This window comes from Tropicimonas sp. IMCC34011 (assembly GCF_003390865.1).
Lineage (GTDB): Bacteria > Pseudomonadota > Alphaproteobacteria > Rhodobacterales > Rhodobacteraceae > Tropicimonas_B.
Genome location: NZ_QMEJ01000002.1, coordinates 604,577 through 620,356, shown reverse-complemented (window position 1 = coordinate 620,356; position 15,780 = coordinate 604,577). Strand labels below are relative to the sequence as shown.

The window sequence follows — 15,780 nt, the reverse complement described above, 5'->3', positions numbered from 1 at the left end:
AAGGCGGCGGGTCGAGAGAAGTCGAACGATCCCCCCGTTTGCTTACTCAGCCGTGGGGAACACCGACCGAAAGTAGTCGGTGAGGAGCTTGTATTCTTCCGGAGACACCGGTCGTGATACGGCCGCCGCGGGGGCCATTGCGGGGGCTGCCGGTTCCGGATCGGTCTCGCCCGTCACCACGTCACCCGTGCCTGGCAGGGGCGCAGCGATGCCGATCTCCGTCAGGAGTTCGGTCAGATCGCTCGCGGCGGGATCGGTCCCCGACATCGCCGGAGCGTCGGCGCCTTCCATTCGCATCTGCAGCAGCGTGACCGCCATCTGCGGGTCGAGCCCGATCTCGGTCATCAGGTAGCTCAGGTGCTCAACCATCTTCTCATGCTCGGGAACGGGCGCCTCCGCGACCGCTTCGTCCGCGTCTTCGGGCGCAGCGGCGGCGGGCTCCGCCGCACCGTCTGGCGGGGACAGGGGAACGCCGATCTCGTCCATCCGGCCAAGGTTCAGCTGGCGCTGAAGCTCGATGATCCGTGCTTCGAGAGAGGCGAGGCCGCCATGCGGCGCGGAATCTGCCGGGGGGCTAGCGAGCATCGTGGCGGTCTGTAGCGCGGCCGGATCTGCGGGGGACGCCGGTGGCAGGTCCGCTTGAGCGGCCGCAGGATGAGCGACTGGCGATGCGGCTACCTCGGCGGAGCGCTGCAGGAGCAGTTCTCTCAGCAAGTTCAGCTCGCCACGCACCTCCGCCACCTCGGAGCTTGCCTGATCGGGCGCCGCGGCCTGCATCGCCACGATGGGAAGCATCGGCTGGGTCTGGGGTTGGGGCATCGGAGAGGCCCAGCTCTGCGGCTGGGTCAGGCGCCCGGCATCGGTGAGGCCCGCGGCATTGGGGACCGGCCAGTCCCTTGGCAGAACGGTGTAATCCTGTCTTGCGGCAACCCAGCGCAGGTAGGCCGAGACGGCACCGAAGCCGGTCAGGGACACCCGCGCCTGCTCTTCCCCGTCGCGCCGGCGCACCAGTTCGCCGCCGCCGCCGAGAAGTGTCTCGAGCTGGGCGGTCAGCGGCATCAGAACCTGTTCGGGCAACTGGATCTCGCTCACGCCCTCGGCCAGGTGCAGGGTGTCGCCCTCGTGAACCCCGTCGAGCTTGATCTCGAATTGTCCGCGGCCGTTCAGGAACACCGACAGCGGCCCCTTCCGGCCCATGCAGGACAGCGTCCGCGGGCGACAGACCACCTCGAAGATGTCGGTGTCGAGCCGCGGTGTGGGGGCGAACCGGGCATAGCCGTCCGGATCGAACCGGAAGTAGACGCCACCCACGAGACCTTCCTGGAAGGTCGGCCATCCGAAGGCGCCGCGCAGCTCCTGCATCGCCTCCCGCGCGCCGATCGCGAAGGGGATCGAGGTGTCGAGGACCGCGTTTTCCGACGCGAACCCGTCCGCTGATGCGGAATCTGCGGCGGTCTGTCCGGATGCGGCGACCGGAAGGATGGCCCACAGCGCGAGCGCCGCGGCACCTGAAAGGGGGAACTGTCTCATCAGTAGTCAGCCTCGCTCTGGATCGAGTGGCGGAGGGCAGGCAACCAGTCCTCTTCCCTCGTCGGATCGGGATAATTGCGTTTCTCGCGCAGGTTCTGGTCGCGGTAGGCCGTGTACCAGACCTCGGTCGAGCCGGTATACGGCGTCAGGATCGGGCCCTGCACCTTGTGCAGGAGGGCCGCCAGGATGATGCCGTTGTTGTTGGCGCTGACGATCTCGATCCGCCCCTGGCCGCCTTCGTAGAGCCCTTCGTACATGCCCCTCTCGGGGTCGTAGAGCTCGATGATCGCGTCGAAGAGCACATCGGTGTACTCGGTGTCCCACAGCGCCCACATCCCCAGCGCGGCCTTCGCGGCGACAGCGGCGTGCTTGGGAGAGTAGTCGCCCCGGGGGGTGACCGTGTTCCACGGGTAGCCGTCCGAGAAGATGCTGTCGTAGACGAAGTAGGGTGAGCCCTTCACGTTGTGTTCGGAGCGCGCCGTCATGAAGCCGGTCTGGCGCCAGCGCGCTTCCTGCACGGCATAGATCCGGTCGGCGAACTCCGCGCGCCAGCCATCCGAATGGAGCCAGGGCGGCGTGGTGTCGTCATGAGGCAGGTCGAAGCCGAGCTCGAGCCCGTCTTGCAGGTAGGATTCCGTCACCACGTAGTTCTGCGAGTGGAAGATGCGCGGATCACGCCCGTCATAGGGGACCGCAACGCCGAACATCGAAGCGGTCAGGAACGGCTCGGCGCGATGCGACAGGATCGGCTTGAAGCCCCAGAGCGCGAACCCCTTGGCGGCATATTCCTCGTATCCCAAACGCCCTTCCTGCGCGTAGACGGTGTCCCCCGTCTTCTTGTTGACGTAGGCGCCGCGCATCAGCCCCTCCTCGTCGATGACGTTCGAGAAGTCCCATTTCAGCAGGACGGCATCGATGCTGTTGCCGAGATAGGAGTAGCGGTTCTTCATGATCCGCATCCAGATCAGGAGGCGGCCGAGATCGAGCGCCGAGAAACCGATCTCGCCGTCCTTGTTGGCATAGTTCACCTTTGCCCCGGTGCGGGTGTGGTACACCTTGTTCGGCAATTCGCCGCGGAAGAGGTCGAGCGCCTTCAGCGTGGTGAGAAGCTGCATCGCGCGGCGGTCGAATTCAGGCTTCTCGATCAGGCACAACTCGTAGGCCGCGACGAGGCCGCTCATGTAGGATGCGGTGTCCCACATCGTCGTCGAGGGGTAGCTGCCGACCGAATTGGCGAGGCCCGTTTCCTCCTGCGTGAACGTCTCGAAATAGTGCCAGGCGACCTTCGCGGCGCGCATCTCCCGCTCGTCGAGGAACCCGCGCCGGGACTTGTAGGGGCGAACATATTCGTTGCGCTTCGTATAGCTTCCGGGTGGAGCGTCGGCGGAGCCATCGTCCAGGCGGTCGAAATAGTCGGGCGGCATCTCGCACATCCGGGGCGGCGTCTCGCGGCGCGGCTCGCCGCGGACCATGCTGGTCGTGACGCTCGGCAGGTTGCCCCGCATCAGCGCCGGCAGGTCGTCCCGGTCGCCGCCGGCCATGATCGGCACCGCCTCGTCGGGCTGATTGAGAAAGATCGTCCGGGCCCCGATCGCGACCGTCGCCGTCAGCGCCAGCACGCCGAGGGCGGACGCGCCCAAGGCGAGGCCACCGAAACGGACCGTCTGTCGCGATGTCTGGCGGGTCGACCTCATCGGCGGTGTCTTCCTGTTCCGGGCGTTTGGTCCGGGCTCCGCAGCTTGCGGCATGCAGGGCCGCCCGGGATGTGTCGGAGTCGATAATTGGCAAACCCGGCTTAAGAAAAAGAGAATCTCGACCGGCCCCGAAGGCGCGGAATCTCCGAAAATTTTGCGCAGTTCGATGCACGCGAAAGGGCTTTCTTAAATGAGCGGGGCGTATGGCTTGCCGGACTTGCCTTTCGAGAACGGATTTGCCGATGCTCATCTCCGATCCCCTGCAGACCGCCCCCGGCATCCCGCTGGACCATGAGCCGCCCGCGCCCGCCAAGGGCCAGTCCGGAATCGGTCAGGCAGACGAAGCTGCCGGCATCCTCGCCACGGGACCGCAGACGGAGCAGCTTTCGCCGGCGGGCCTGCCCATGGCGGCGCGGGCGCTGCCGATCTGGGCGGCCGGCATGTCCACGGCCTTCACCGTCGGTGCGGGAATCTGCCTCCTGGCGATCGGGCTTCTCGCGGTCTTCTTCCAGACCCTCGTGGCGGAGGAGGCGCAGACCCTTCTCGCACCGCTACTGGCCGCGATCGGCATCGTGCCCGTGATCGGCAGCCTTGTCTTCGACTACGCCCATACCCGTGCGCTCGCCGGGTACCGTGCGTTGAGACTGGCTCAGGCGAGGCGCGCCAATGCATGGCTCGGGGGCGCGGCCGCGTTGATGCTCGGGATCCTCCATCCACTGCTGGGGCTCGGGGTCGTTCTGGCAGCCGCCTCCGCCAGTGCCGGCGCCCGGATCCTCGTCCGTCGGGGGAGCACCGAACCTCTCTGGGATATCACGCCCGAGGAGGCCACCGCGCTTCTCGCCGGGCGCGACGCGGCCGGTCTGCGGCTGGCGCGGAGTGCTCCTGAAGGTCATGCGATGGAGGCGCCCCTGCGCCGCGCGTCCGGCTGGCTTTCCGCCCTCGTGACGCTCGCCGCAGCCAGTTATCTCGCAGGCACGGCCCACCTGACCACGGGTGCGGTGCCCGGCGCCGCGCTCATTGCCCTCTGGGCCGGAACGGCGGTTGCCGGCGCCATTCTGGCCCGCTCCCGGCCCGAACGCGCTGCGGCCGATCTGGCACGGACAATCGAGCCTCTGGATGCCGACTGCGATCCGCCGCCGGGCCTTTCCGTTCGAAGCCTGACCGTCACCGTTCCGGGCGGGCGGACGCTCCTTTCGGGGGCCAGCTTCTCCGCCGAGCCCGGCACGATCATTGGCGTCACCGGGCCCAGTGCCGCGGGCAAGACGCTCCTGCTTCGCGCCCTGTCCGCGCCCTACGATCTCGCCGGGCTGGACGTGCGGGGCTCCGCTCGGATCAATGGACGTGATCCATGGGTCAGGACTGTCGAGGCAGGGCCGGTGCCGGCGGTTTACCTGCCGCCCACGCCGCTCGTGCTGCCGGCCTCCGGGATCGAGAACCTGACCTGCTTCCACCCGGGGCCGGCCGAGGCTCGCGGCAAGCAGATCCTGGAACGTCTGGTCTTTTCCGCCGATGAGGCCGACCGGATCTGCACCGCTCCGGATGTCAGCGTTCTGCCAAGCGGGCAGGCAAAGGCACTGGCCTTCGCCCGCGGGTTCCTCCTCGCTCCCGATCTCTATCTTCTCGATCGGCCCGAGGACGGGCTGGGCCCTGCCCAGCTCGACGCCGTCCTGTCCCGGCTACGTCTCGAATGCCGGCTCGGCCGGATTGTCCTGATGGTGACCGAGAACCGCGCCCTTCTGGAGGCCTGCGACAAGCTTCTGGTCCTGCAGGACGGACGGGTGTCCGAGTTCGGCGATGCAAGCGAGATCCGAGCCAAGCAAAGCGCGGGGTGGGCCGGGTTCACCGCCGATCGAACCCTGGAGAGTGAAGAAGCGCTGACGAGCTGGGTTGAAGGACGGTTCAAACGCCCCGGCGACGAGGCGAACCGGCGTGCCGCGGCCCAGCTGGCCGCCGAGATGCTCGCCTTTTCCTGTCAGACCGCCGCGCCCGGATCCGGGCAACGTCTGCGCTTCGAGCTCAAGCTCTTCGACGGCTACGGGGTCCTGCGCATGATCGACGACGATCCGGCCTTGTCCTCGGGAAAGCTGGAGCAGGCTCGCCGTCAGGCGATGGACGAGGGTCTCATCGGGCGAATGCCCCCGCTCGCCCGCGTATTGCGTTACAGCCGGGATCTGGAGGCAAGCGTGGAGAGAGATCAACGCCTCCTGACCGCGACGCTGGACCTCTACGACCCCCGCGCCGGGCAGGCCGGGTAAGCCCATGGCCCGCTCCTCGCCAGCTTTCCGCCATTGCCCCCGCAGCGCCAGGCGCGGCATAGCGCCAGCCTTCTGGCTCCTGAGCGCCGTCGCCTGTTTCGCAATTCTCGCCGTCGGAGCCTGTCTTGCGGCGCGACTGGCGTCCGTTCCGACGCGGCAGACTTATCTCGGCACGCTTCTGTCCAACGTTGCCCCGCTCCGCCTCGACCTTCCGGCGGGCCTGCCGCTGGCGCAGATCCTTGTTACCGGCGGGGATGACGTGGCAGCCGGTCAGACGCTGGCGGTCCTTGACCGGGACGCCATTGCCCGGGAGCTCGAGGCCCTGCGCCGTGAGCGTCTTCTCGACGTCACCCTGCGCGCCTGCCTGTTGGCTCAACCGGGCGAGCCGCGCTCGATCACGACCACACACGAGCTTGCCGGCCATCCTGGAGCGGAGCTTGACGACGAAACACGCGCGGGGCTCGCCCGGATCGAACAGGAATGCAGCGCCTTCAAGGAGGGCGGCAAACGTCGGGCCGACCGGATCGGCGCGGCGGAGAAAGCGCTCAGCCGGGAAATCGCCCTTCTCGATACTGCCCGGCGCCTGGTGTCGGAGGAGACAGACCCCAAGGCGCGGGCGGGCCGGACAATCGCTCTTGCGGCGAAGCGGGCCGATCTGGAGAAACGCCGGTCGGCCCTCGACCTGGCGCGGCGGGACGCCGACGCCACCTCTCAGAGCGAGAGAGGCACGCGGATCGACATGCTGACGGAGCGTATCGCCGAGGCGACCGACCGCGAGGGGGTTCTGGATCGGTATCACGAAGCGCCGCGGCTCAGCTTGCCGCAATCGGGACGCATCCTCCGGGTCAGGCAGGTGCAGGGCGCGGTCGGGACCGACGAGGCCTTTCCGCTTCTTGAGCTTCAGCCAGCCGGCAGCGGGTCCTGGCGCGTGCGCCTCGACCTGTCATCGGATGACGGGCAAGGGTTCAGGATCGACACGCCCGTCAACATCTCCATCCTCGGCACCACCGCCAGGGCGCAGCAAATGTCCGGCCGGGTCAGGCATCTCGCCTTCCTCCCCGGCAAGGACAGGATCGAGGTGGAGATCGTCCTGGACGAGCCCAGTCTTGCAGAGCTCGAAAGCATGCCGATCGCGCGCGGGCTGGATGGCCCGGGCCGCGCGGTGTCGGTCTCCGTCACCCGGACGCGAACGACGTCGGCGAAGGAATTCGGTGTCGCTCTGAGGGATCTCGGAGGTCGGGTCCTGGCAGGCTGGGGGCGTGTTCTTCCGCCATCGCTCGGTCTCTCCGGGCCGGCATCGAGAGGTGCCCTGTCAGCAGGCGACGCCCCATGAGGGCAGGGACAGTGGCCACTTCGGTTCCGTCTCGATAGAAGGCGGCGACGGCGCGGCCCGGTCAGCGCAAGGTCCGAGGCGCGCGGGGTAGCGCGAGGAGCGGGGACGCGCGTGGCCTTCTTCTGCGTCGGCGGGCCAGATAAGCGGATGACACCGCACCAATGACAGGAGACGCCATGCTGCCGTGGGTCAAGCTTGCAACCGCGACCGCGCCGGACGGCGACACGCTGAGGCTCCTGCGGCGGGGGGACGAGTTTTCCATTCGGCTCGAAGGTGGCAACGAGCTGATGAACAGCAGGCTCGGCGGGTCCGAGGAGGCGCTCGCGACGCTGGCGCTCGGCCACCTGTCCGGTCGCTCGGCGCCGCGTGTCCTGATCGGCGGGCTCGGCATGGGGTTCACCCTTCGCGCCGCGCAGGCGATTGCGCCGGAGGGCGCGCAGCTCGTCGTGTCGGAACTCGTGCCCGACCTCGTGGGCTGGGCGCAGACGCATATGGCCCCCATTTTCAAGGAGTGCCTGTCCGATCCGCGGGTCGAGGTGAGGCCGGGAGATGTCCTGACCGAAATCCGCGAGGCCGACGGGACCTACGATGCCATCCTGCTCGACGTCGACAATGGTCCGGACGGTCTGACCCGGGCGGGAAACGACGCGCTCTACGATGAACGCGGTCTGCGCTCCGCGCGCCGGGCGCTGACCGGGGGCGGGGTGCTGGCGGTCTGGTCCGCGGCGCCGGATGCGGCCTTCCTGAAGCGGCTCAAGGCGTGCGGGTTCGAGGCCGTCGCGCATACGATCCGGGCGGGGCACAGCAGGCGCGGCTCACGCCACACGATCTGGACGGCGGTGCGCACCGGGCGCTGACCGCCGTGAGAGAGACGATCCGCCGCCCGATCATCTTCTAGCCCTTGCCGACTGCGGTTTGCAGGGTGATCCGGTCTCGTCCCCGGTCCCGCCGGGGGAGCGCCTCTTGCCTAGATGCCGGCCGGCGTCCCATCGCCGCGGAGGTCGGCGGGTGGAGGTGCCGGCCCGTCCGGCATGGGGCCGCTGCCGGATGTGGACCGCGTTCTTCCTCATCGCGGCATCCGGCGTCCCTTGCAGCGCCGCGGCCTCAGGCGATCCGGTCTCCCCGGCACCAGACGCCGCGCAGGATCGGGGTGCCGCCGGCTTCCGCAACGCGGATGACGTCGCCACGCTGCCCGGAGGAAAGTGCGCCGCGATCCTCGAGACCGGCGGCGCGGGCCGGGGTCGCGGTGACGCAGGCGACGGCACGGGGCAGATCGTCCCAGAGCGCGGCCAGCCGGAACGCTGAGAGAAGAAGCGCGCTCGGGACGTAGTCCGAGGACACGATGTCGAGCAGACCCGCCTCCGCCAGATCGCTGGCGGCCACGTTTCCCGAATGGGAGCCGCCCCGGATCAGGTTGGGCGCGCCCATCATCACGCGGATGCCCGTCTGCCGGCAGGCCTCCGCCGCCTCTCTCGTGGTCGGAAACTCGGCGAAGCGGACGCCGCTGCGATGGGACGATGCGACCTGATCCGCCGTGGTGTCGTCGTGGCTGGCAAGCACCGCGCCGTAGCGCCGCGCCTCCGCCACCGCGCCGGCCTCATGGACCGCGCCGAAGCGAGCCTGCAGCGCCTTGAGTTCGGCCACGTGCTCCTCGAAGGCCGCGTCGTCCATGCCGCGCTTCTTGGTGACATAGGCCCTGAGCGCCCCGAGGTCGCGGAACTGTCTCTGCCCCGGCGTATGGTCCATCAGGCTGACGATCCCGACCCGGTCCGAGGGGCCGAAGTCCGCCATCTCCTCGAGCAGCGTTTCGGAGCAGATCTCCGCCCGGAGGTGGAGGAAATGGCTGATCTTGAAATGACCGGCGGCGCGGAGGCTCAGCATCTCATTCGCGAGTGTTCTCGCGTACGCCCCGTATCCGCCCGTTCCGCCGTGGATCGACCCGACGCGTAGCGCATCGAAGACAGTCGTGATCCCGGTCGAGGCAAGTTCCGCATCATGGGCCAGAAGGGCCGGGACGTGCGGCCAGTCGACCTCCGGGCGTGGCTCGATATGGCGCTCGAGGTTGTCGGTGTGCAACTCCACCAGCCCCGGCAGGATCATGTCCCCGGCGCAGTCGATCGCGCCCGCGGGCACGCCGCCGCCCTCCGCGATCTCGGCGATCTGCCCGTCTTCGATCACGATGCGCCCGTGCAGGACGCGGTCCGGCAGGACGAGCCGGGCATTGGCAAGGTGGACGTCGCTTGGCATGCGGTGCTCGTCTCGGGGTGCCGGATCGGGATCGGCCGTGGGAGGGGGAAGCGTCATGTCATACACTCGGTTCGCGGTCTACTATCTGCCGCCCGAAGGCGATCTGGCCACATTCGGAGCAAGCTGGCTGGGATGGGACGTGGCGCAGGCCTGTCCCGCGCCGCAGCCCGCCATTGCGGGACTGGCCGAGGTCACCGCAGCGCCGCGCAAGTACGGCTTTCACGGCACGCTCAAACCGCCGTTCAGGATCGCGGATGGACTGGACGCGGTAGCGCTCGAGAAAGCCGTGGAGAGCGTCGCCCGGACCAGTGCGCCGGCGCGGGCAGGGGGGCTCGCGCTCACCACCCTCGGGGGCTTTCTGGCGCTCACTCCGGTGGGGGATGCGGCTGCCATCGAACGGCTCGCCGCGTCGTGCGTGATCGAGCTCGACGCATTCCGGGCGCCGGCCGGGCCGGACGAGATCGCGCGGCGCCGAAGCGCCGGGCTCACCGCGCGGCAGGACGCGCTCCTGACGCGCTGGGGGTACCCGTATGTCCTGGAGGAGTTCCACTTCCACCTCACCCTGACCGGGCGCCTGCCGGAGAACAAGGCGGAGGACTGGTATCGCGAGGCCCGCGCACGCCTCCCCGAGTTGCCGGTGCCTTTCATGATGGAGGGCATTGCGCTGGCCGGCGAGCGGCCGGACGGGAGATTCGAGCTGATCCGGCGTTTCCCCCTCACTGGTTGACGCGCCGGGTTCCGAGTTCCCGGACTGCCCGGATTTGCGGCATTGTGCGGTGTTTTCAATCCATTCCGGGGGATTCTCCCCCGGCGCCCGTGGGCACCCTGCGCTGCCCGAGCGAGGGCCGATGCCCTGCACGTCGTGCGCGAGGATGCGCCGCAGTCCCGCGCTGGGCGCTTTCAGGAGGGCCCAAGTCGTTTTCGGGCGCTGAGGCGCGATTCGGGGGTGCTAGACAGGACCTGCAAGGTGCCGCTGGAGACAGAGGAGAATTGGGAAGCCGGTGAGAGGCCGGCACTGCCCCCGCAACGGTGAGGAAGCGATGGGCATGGCGACGAGCCACTGGGGCGAGCAGCTCCGGGAAGGCGCCATGCCGGGCCTACGGGCCATGCTTCAAGTCCGGAAACCAGCCTTGCGAGAACGTCAACCGCGGGAGGCGGTGCAGACGCCGTAAGAGCCGCAAGGGAAGCGGCATCTGACGGTCTGCCCGCCCCTCCGAATTCACTAATCGCCGCGGGGTGCGGCAGGGGAACACCATGCACCACGACCTCACGCAGCTTCTGGCCACGCACAGACCGGGCTACGCGCTGGAGCGACCCTTCTACACCGCCGCCGATATCTTTCAGGCCGATCTCGAGGCGATCTGGTACCGCGACTGGCTGTTCGCCATTCCCGCCTGCGAGCTCGAGAAGACCGGCTCCTACGTCACCCACACCGTCGGCGCCTACAAGGTGATCCTCGTTCGCGGCGCGGACGGGACGATCCGCGCCTTCCACAATTCCTGCCGTCACCGCGGCTCGATCATCTGCAAGGCCGCGAAGGGGCACGTGCCGAAACTGGTCTGCCCCTATCACCAGTGGACCTACGAGCTCGACGGCTCGCTGCTCTGGGCGCGGGACATGGGGCCGGACTTCGATCCCTCCGCCCATGGCCTGAAGCCCGTTCACTGTCGGGAGCTGGCCGGCCTGATCTATATCTGCCTCGCCGACGAGGCGCCCGATTTCGATGCCTTCGCGGAGCTCGCGCGCCCCTACCTTGCCGTGCACGATCTGTCCGACGCGAAGGTCGCCCACGAATCCTCGATCATCGAGAACGGCAACTGGAAGCTCGTCTGGGAGAACAACCGGGAGTGCTATCATTGCGGCGGCAACCATCCCGCGCTCTGCCGCACGTTCCCCGACGATCCCGCTGTCACCGGCGTCGAGGACGGGGAAACGCCGCCGCATCTGGCGGCCCATTTCGATCGGCTCGAAGGGGCCGGGATCCGCGCCCGGTTCCAGATCGATGCCGGCGGGCAGTACCGGGTCGCCCGGATGCCGCTGAAGGCCGGCGCCAAGAGCTACACGATGGACGGGGGCCTCGCGGTCACGAAGCGACTGGGGCGCGTGCCGTTCGACGATGCCGGCGCCCTGATGCAGTTCCATTATCCCACGACCTGGAACCACTTCCTGCCGGATCACTCCATCGTTTTCCGCGTGACCCCCGTCAGCCCGACTGAAACCGAGGTCACGACGAAGTGGCTGGTGCACAAGGACGCCGTGGAGGGGCGCGATTACGACCTGAAGCGGCTGACCGAGGTCTGGATCGCCACCAATGACGAGGATCGGCGCGTCGTCGAGGATAACCAGCAGGGCATCAACTCTCCCGCCTACACGCCCGGGCCCTATTCGCGGACCCAGGAATCGGGCGTGCTGCAATTCGTCGACTGGTATTGCCGCAGCCTGACTGAGCGGCTGCCTGCACCCTCCCGGATGGCGGCGGAATAACGGCGATGAACGATCTGTCTTCCCTCCCGAAGCGTGCTGTCTGGTCCGATGCCGAGCCGCTCGAATGCGTCTCCGTCATCCCCGAGGTGCCGAACACGGCGACCTTCACCTTCCAGGCTCCATCCGGCGCGCTGTTCGACTTCTCGCCGGGCCAGTTCCTGACGCTTGAACTGCCCTTGCCCTCCGGCACGATCCACCGCACCTACACGATCTCCTCGTCACCCTCCCGCCCCCGGTCCATCTCGGTGACGATCAAGGCGCAGCCGGGCAGTATCGGGAGCCACTGGATGCTGAACGAGCTTCAGCCCGGAATGCGCCTCAAGGCGTTCGGGCCCGCCGGCGTCTTCACGCACCTCAACCATCCTGCCGAGAAATATCTTTTCATTTCCGCAGGATCCGGCATCACGCCGTCCATGTCGATGGCGACCTACATGTTCGACCTCGGCACCATGCCCGACATCGTCTTCGTCAACTGCGCCCGCCGCCCCTCCGAGATCATCTTTCGCGAACGGCTGGAGCACATGGCGTCCCGGATGCCGGGGATCGACCTCAAATGGGTCGTCGAGGGGACCGACCCGTTCCGCCCCTGGACCGGCTATCGCGGCATGTTCAACCAGCTCATGCTCGGCCTGATGGCGCCCGACTATCTGGAGCGGGAAGTCTTCTGCTGCGGTCCCGAGCCGTTCATGCGCGCGGTGCGTGAGGCGCTCTCCGGCCTCGGGTTCGACATGGACCGCTACCACCAGGAGAGTTTCCAGGCGCCGGCGGAAACCGATGCGGACGTCCCCGATATCGACGACGTGGTCCCGGAGCAGGGCGCTGACGTGGAGCTGACCTTCGCGGCGTCCGGTGTGACCGCGACCGTTGCCGAGACGGACACGATCCTCGCGGCGGCCCGCAATGCCGGGTTGAACATCCCCTCGGGCTGCACCTTCGGCGTCTGCGGCACCTGCCGGATCAAGAAGGTCTCGGGCGAGGTCCACATGGTTCACAACGGCGGGATCACCGATGAGGATGTCGAGGCCGGGTACATCCTCGCCTGCTGCTCGAACCCGATCGGAAACGTCACCGTGGATGCGTGAACCTCCGGGCGCGGCCGTCTCGGCCACGCCCGCCCAGTCCGGTCAGTTCAGCCAGTCCGGAACGAGGAGGATGTTCAGATCCCTCTCGTCCAAGCGCGCGGTCGAAGCGGAAGGCTGACGGCTCGTCCTCGAAGACATGCGTCCCGGTCGGATCGCCGGGTGCGCCTCTGGATGAAGCTTTCGCGGGAAAGGGGCCTCGAACAACTCGTTGCGTCGGTATCTGCGTTGCCGCCATGGCCTAGACGCTGGCCAAGGAGCGTTGACGCGGGACGAGGTCCCCGCCGGAGAGGGGTTGCCGCAGGGTCACGGGGGCGTCACCATCGGGTCGGCAATACCGAGGAGATGCCCCATGCGCGCCGTACTCGCACTCGTTCTCATGACCACCCCCGCTCTCGCTCAGGAGGCCGCCGACGCGGTCGCGCCCGAGCAGGCGACAGGTCTCGTCCGGGAAACGCCGGAGCCGGTCACGTCCGATAACTGGATGGTCGTCGCCGCCAATCCGCTGGCGTCCGAGGCCGGCGCCAAGGTGCTGAGGGCCGGGGGCAGCGCGGCGGATGCGATGGTCGCGGTCCAGGTGACGCTCGGCCTCGTCGAGCCGCAATCCTCCGGCCTCGGCGGCGGAGCCTTTCTCGTCTGGTACGATGCCGAGACGGGGGAGATCACCACTCTCGACGGGCGGGAGACCGCCCCCATGGCCGCGACGCCGACCCTTTTCCAGAAGGACGGTGAGCCGATGGACTTCTTCGACGCGGTCGTCGGTGGCCTCTCGGTCGGCACGCCCGGAACGCCCATGCTTCTCGAAGAGGCGCATCGCCGCTGGGGCCGGGCCAACTGGAGCAGTCTGTTCGACGAGGCCATCGGACTGGCCGAAGACGGCTTTTCCGTCTCTCCGCGCCTCGCCGCTCTGGTGGCGGAGGATGAGGAGTTTCTCTCCGTCGCGCCGGCCACGGCCGAATACTTCATGCCCGGCGGCTCCGCCATCGCCGAGGGCGACACGCTGACGAACGCCGCCTATGCCGAAACGCTGCGCGCCATCGCAGCACGCGGCGCAGATGCGTTCTACCACGGGGAGGTGGCCGAGGGGATCGTCGCGACGGTGCGCGGTGCGGCCCAGCCGGGCGTCCTGTCCCTGGAAGACCTGGAGGCCTACGAGGTCGTCGAGCGCCCGGCGGTCTGCGCACCTTATCGCGGTGCGGAGGTCTGCGGCATGGGACCGCCGTCATCGGGCGCGCTGACCGTCGGGCAGATCCTCGCGCTTCTGGAACCCTATGAGCTCTCCGCGATGGGGCCCGATTCCCCGGACGCCTGGCGGCTGATCGGCGACGCCTCCCGCCTCGCCTTTGCCGACCGCGGGCGGTACATGGCGGATACCGATTATGTGCCCGTGCCGCGCCTTCTGGATCCCGACTACCTCGCGGACCGCGCCGAGCTTCTGGACGCGGACGAAAGCCTGCCCGAGGTCTCGCCCGGCATGCCGCCCTGGGATCACGCGGCGCTCGATCTCGGCGACGATGCGTCCATCGAGCTGCCGTCCACGTCGCATATCTCCATCGTCGACGCCGACGGCAACGCACTGTCCATGACGACCACCATCGAGAACGGCTTCGGCTCCCGCCTCCTCGCGCCCGGGGGCTTCCTGCTCAACAACGAGTTGACGGATTTCTCCTTCAGCACCCATGACGAGGGCAGCCCGATCGCCAATCGCGTGGAGCCCGGGAAGCGGCCGCGCTCGTCGATGTCCCCGACGATCGTGATGGAGGACGGCACCCCCGTCTTCGTGGTCGGCTCTCCGGGCGGCAGCCGGATCATCGGCTACGTTGCCAAGACCATTGTCGCGCATATGGATTGGGGGATGGACCCGCAGGCAGCCGTTGCCCTGCCGAACCTCGTGAACCGGTTCGGGACCTACGATCTCGAGGAAGGAACCGCCGCGACCGACCTGCAAGAGCCGCTCGAGGCACTGGGCTTCGAGGTGAACGTGCGCGACCTGACGAGCGGCCTGCACGCCATCGCGGTCCGGGACGGCACGCTGATCGGCGGCGCCGACCCCCGACGCGAAGGGTTGGCCATCGGCGAATGATCCGGGGCTGAAGGAACGTGGCGCGGGGGCAGGGCACCCCCGCGCCCTTTCGTTGGCCCGAGGAAGGGTCGGCGTCGATCTTCGGCGAGGGGGCGCGCCGTGAACGGCGAGGTCGTCCGGCGGCGCGTCAGAACCCGAGGCCGATCGAGATCATTCCCACGCGCTGCGGCTCGGACTGCTCCTCGAACTGTCGCGACAGGCGCGTCTGCCCGACGAAGATGTGGGCATCGCCGTACGTGGCCCCAAGTCCGATCCTGACCCGCGACTGGCTTTCCTCGAGGGTCACGCCGTATCCGTCCGGCAGATGCGCGGACCCGGTGACTCGCTGGATGTCCCCGCCGAGCACGAGGCCCAAGTTGAAGCCGCGCTCCTTCGGAAGGTCGTAGGTCATGAGCTGTCCCGTCACCACGTCCCGGGTCCAGACGGGGGCATCCTGTCCTCCCCCGATGACGATGTCGGCGCCGAGGGAGGCCCGCGTGTCGTCGCCGTAGCGCGCCTCGGCATAGGGGCGCACCATTGCCGCGCCGCCGAGGACGAACGTGTGTGCCACTTCGCCCTCCAGACTCATCACGCCCCTGTCCGGCAGGTGCGGATCGTCCCGCGTCTCCGGGTCGTAGCCATCGTAGTCGAAGAACCGGTGCGCCCGGGCCTGCAGTTCGGGAAGGCCGGTGCTGTCGCCCCTGAGCGCAATCTCACCGCCGATCCGGGTCTCGACCGGGCCGACGTCACGATGCAGGAACGCGCCGAAGCCGAGGAGGGTCGAGTAGGGGCGATCGCCGCCTTCCTGCAGGGATGGGGCCCAGGGGGTGACGATTTCGCCGCGCCCCCTGAGCTCCAGCGTGCTGCCGGCATCCGGCGCGTCGCTGAAGAAATACGATCCCTGGTAGGAGCCGGTATTCCACCGGTCGTGACCGTCGCCATAGGTGTCGTTGACGAAGAGGCGGGCGGATCCGGCATAGTCGGCCCGCGCCGTGCCCCCCGCCAGCGCCATGACACAGGCGAGCGCACACCCGACGAGGCCGACGGAAAACGATGCGGGCATGACAGGGGCCTTGCTGGACGCGAGAGATCAAGT

General features: G+C 68.3%; 12 protein-coding genes and 1 riboswitch. Of the genes, 8 read left to right on the top strand and 4 right to left on the bottom strand.

Features of this window, described 5'->3' with window-relative positions:
• Positions 1–42: 42 nt before the first annotated feature.
• On the bottom strand, positions 43–1,530 hold the full coding sequence (locus DQG15_RS09320) for a hypothetical protein (protein WP_116084641.1): 1,488 nt from the start codon (positions 1,528–1,530) through the stop codon (positions 43–45).
• Positions 1,530–3,224 carry a DUF3131 domain-containing protein gene (locus DQG15_RS09315; protein WP_116084639.1) on the bottom strand — a complete coding sequence of 565 codons (1,695 nt, stop codon included), beginning with the start codon at positions 3,222–3,224 and terminating at the stop codon, positions 1,530–1,532. The genes DQG15_RS09320 and DQG15_RS09315 overlap by 1 nt, the downstream gene beginning before the upstream one ends.
• A gap of 242 nt (positions 3,225–3,466) precedes the next feature.
• Here DQG15_RS09315 and DQG15_RS09310 point away from each other — a divergent pair, with 242 nt between their 5' ends.
• The 3 genes from DQG15_RS09310 (at position 3,467) to DQG15_RS09300 (ending at position 7,669) form a co-directional block, all read left to right on the top strand.
• On the top strand, positions 3,467–5,479 hold the full coding sequence (locus DQG15_RS09310; RefSeq protein WP_157968947.1) for an ATP-binding cassette domain-containing protein: 2,013 nt from the start codon (positions 3,467–3,469) through the stop codon (positions 5,477–5,479).
• Positions 5,480–5,483: 4 nt separating this feature from the next.
• Positions 5,484–6,812: a hypothetical protein gene (locus DQG15_RS09305; RefSeq protein ID WP_116084636.1), complete on the top strand. Its 1,329-nt coding sequence runs from the start codon at positions 5,484–5,486 to the stop codon at positions 6,810–6,812.
• Between the two features lie 161 nt (positions 6,813–6,973).
• Entirely contained in the window at positions 6,974–7,669 is a 696-nt protein-coding gene (locus DQG15_RS09300) for a spermidine synthase (RefSeq protein WP_232830781.1), read from the top strand.
• 247 nt (positions 7,670–7,916) lie between these two features.
• Here the strand turns inward: DQG15_RS09300 and DQG15_RS09295 are convergent, their stop codons facing one another.
• Positions 7,917–9,059, bottom strand: a complete 1,143-nt coding sequence (locus DQG15_RS09295; RefSeq protein WP_116084766.1) for an alpha-D-ribose 1-methylphosphonate 5-triphosphate diphosphatase — start codon at positions 9,057–9,059, stop codon at positions 7,917–7,919.
• Between the two features lie 55 nt (positions 9,060–9,114).
• Here DQG15_RS09295 and DQG15_RS09290 point away from each other — a divergent pair, with 55 nt between their 5' ends.
• The 5 genes from DQG15_RS09290 to ggt all read left to right on the top strand — a co-directional run bounded on the left by DQG15_RS09290 (position 9,115) and on the right by ggt (position 14,705).
• On the top strand, positions 9,115–9,786 hold the full coding sequence (locus DQG15_RS09290) for a DUF1045 domain-containing protein (protein WP_116084632.1): 672 nt from the start codon (positions 9,115–9,117) through the stop codon (positions 9,784–9,786).
• Positions 9,787–10,007: 221 nt separating this feature from the next.
• Positions 10,008–10,207, top strand: a riboswitch (cobalamin riboswitch).
• Positions 10,208–10,313: 106 nt separating this feature from the next.
• Positions 10,314–11,543, top strand: coding sequence for an aromatic ring-hydroxylating dioxygenase subunit alpha (locus tag DQG15_RS09285; protein ID WP_116084631.1), 1,230 nt, complete (start codon positions 10,314–10,316; stop codon positions 11,541–11,543).
• A 5-nt stretch (positions 11,544–11,548) separates the two neighbouring features.
• Entirely contained in the window at positions 11,549–12,625 is a 1,077-nt protein-coding gene (locus DQG15_RS09280) for a hybrid-cluster NAD(P)-dependent oxidoreductase (protein WP_116084629.1), read from the top strand.
• Entirely contained in the window at positions 12,618–12,743 is a 126-nt protein-coding gene (locus tag DQG15_RS18730) for a hypothetical protein (protein WP_255415124.1), read from the top strand. The genes DQG15_RS09280 and DQG15_RS18730 overlap by 8 nt, the downstream gene beginning before the upstream one ends.
• Positions 12,744–12,974: 231 nt before the next feature.
• Complete coding sequence (ggt, locus tag DQG15_RS09275) at positions 12,975–14,705, top strand: gamma-glutamyltransferase (RefSeq protein ID WP_116084627.1); 1,731 nt, start codon at positions 12,975–12,977, stop codon at positions 14,703–14,705.
• Between the two features lie 127 nt (positions 14,706–14,832).
• Here the strand turns inward: ggt and DQG15_RS09270 are convergent, their stop codons facing one another.
• Positions 14,833–15,747: a lipid A-modifier LpxR family protein gene (locus tag DQG15_RS09270; RefSeq protein ID WP_116084625.1), complete on the bottom strand. Its 915-nt coding sequence runs from the start codon at positions 15,745–15,747 to the stop codon at positions 14,833–14,835.
• Positions 15,748–15,780: the final 33 nt, after the last annotated feature.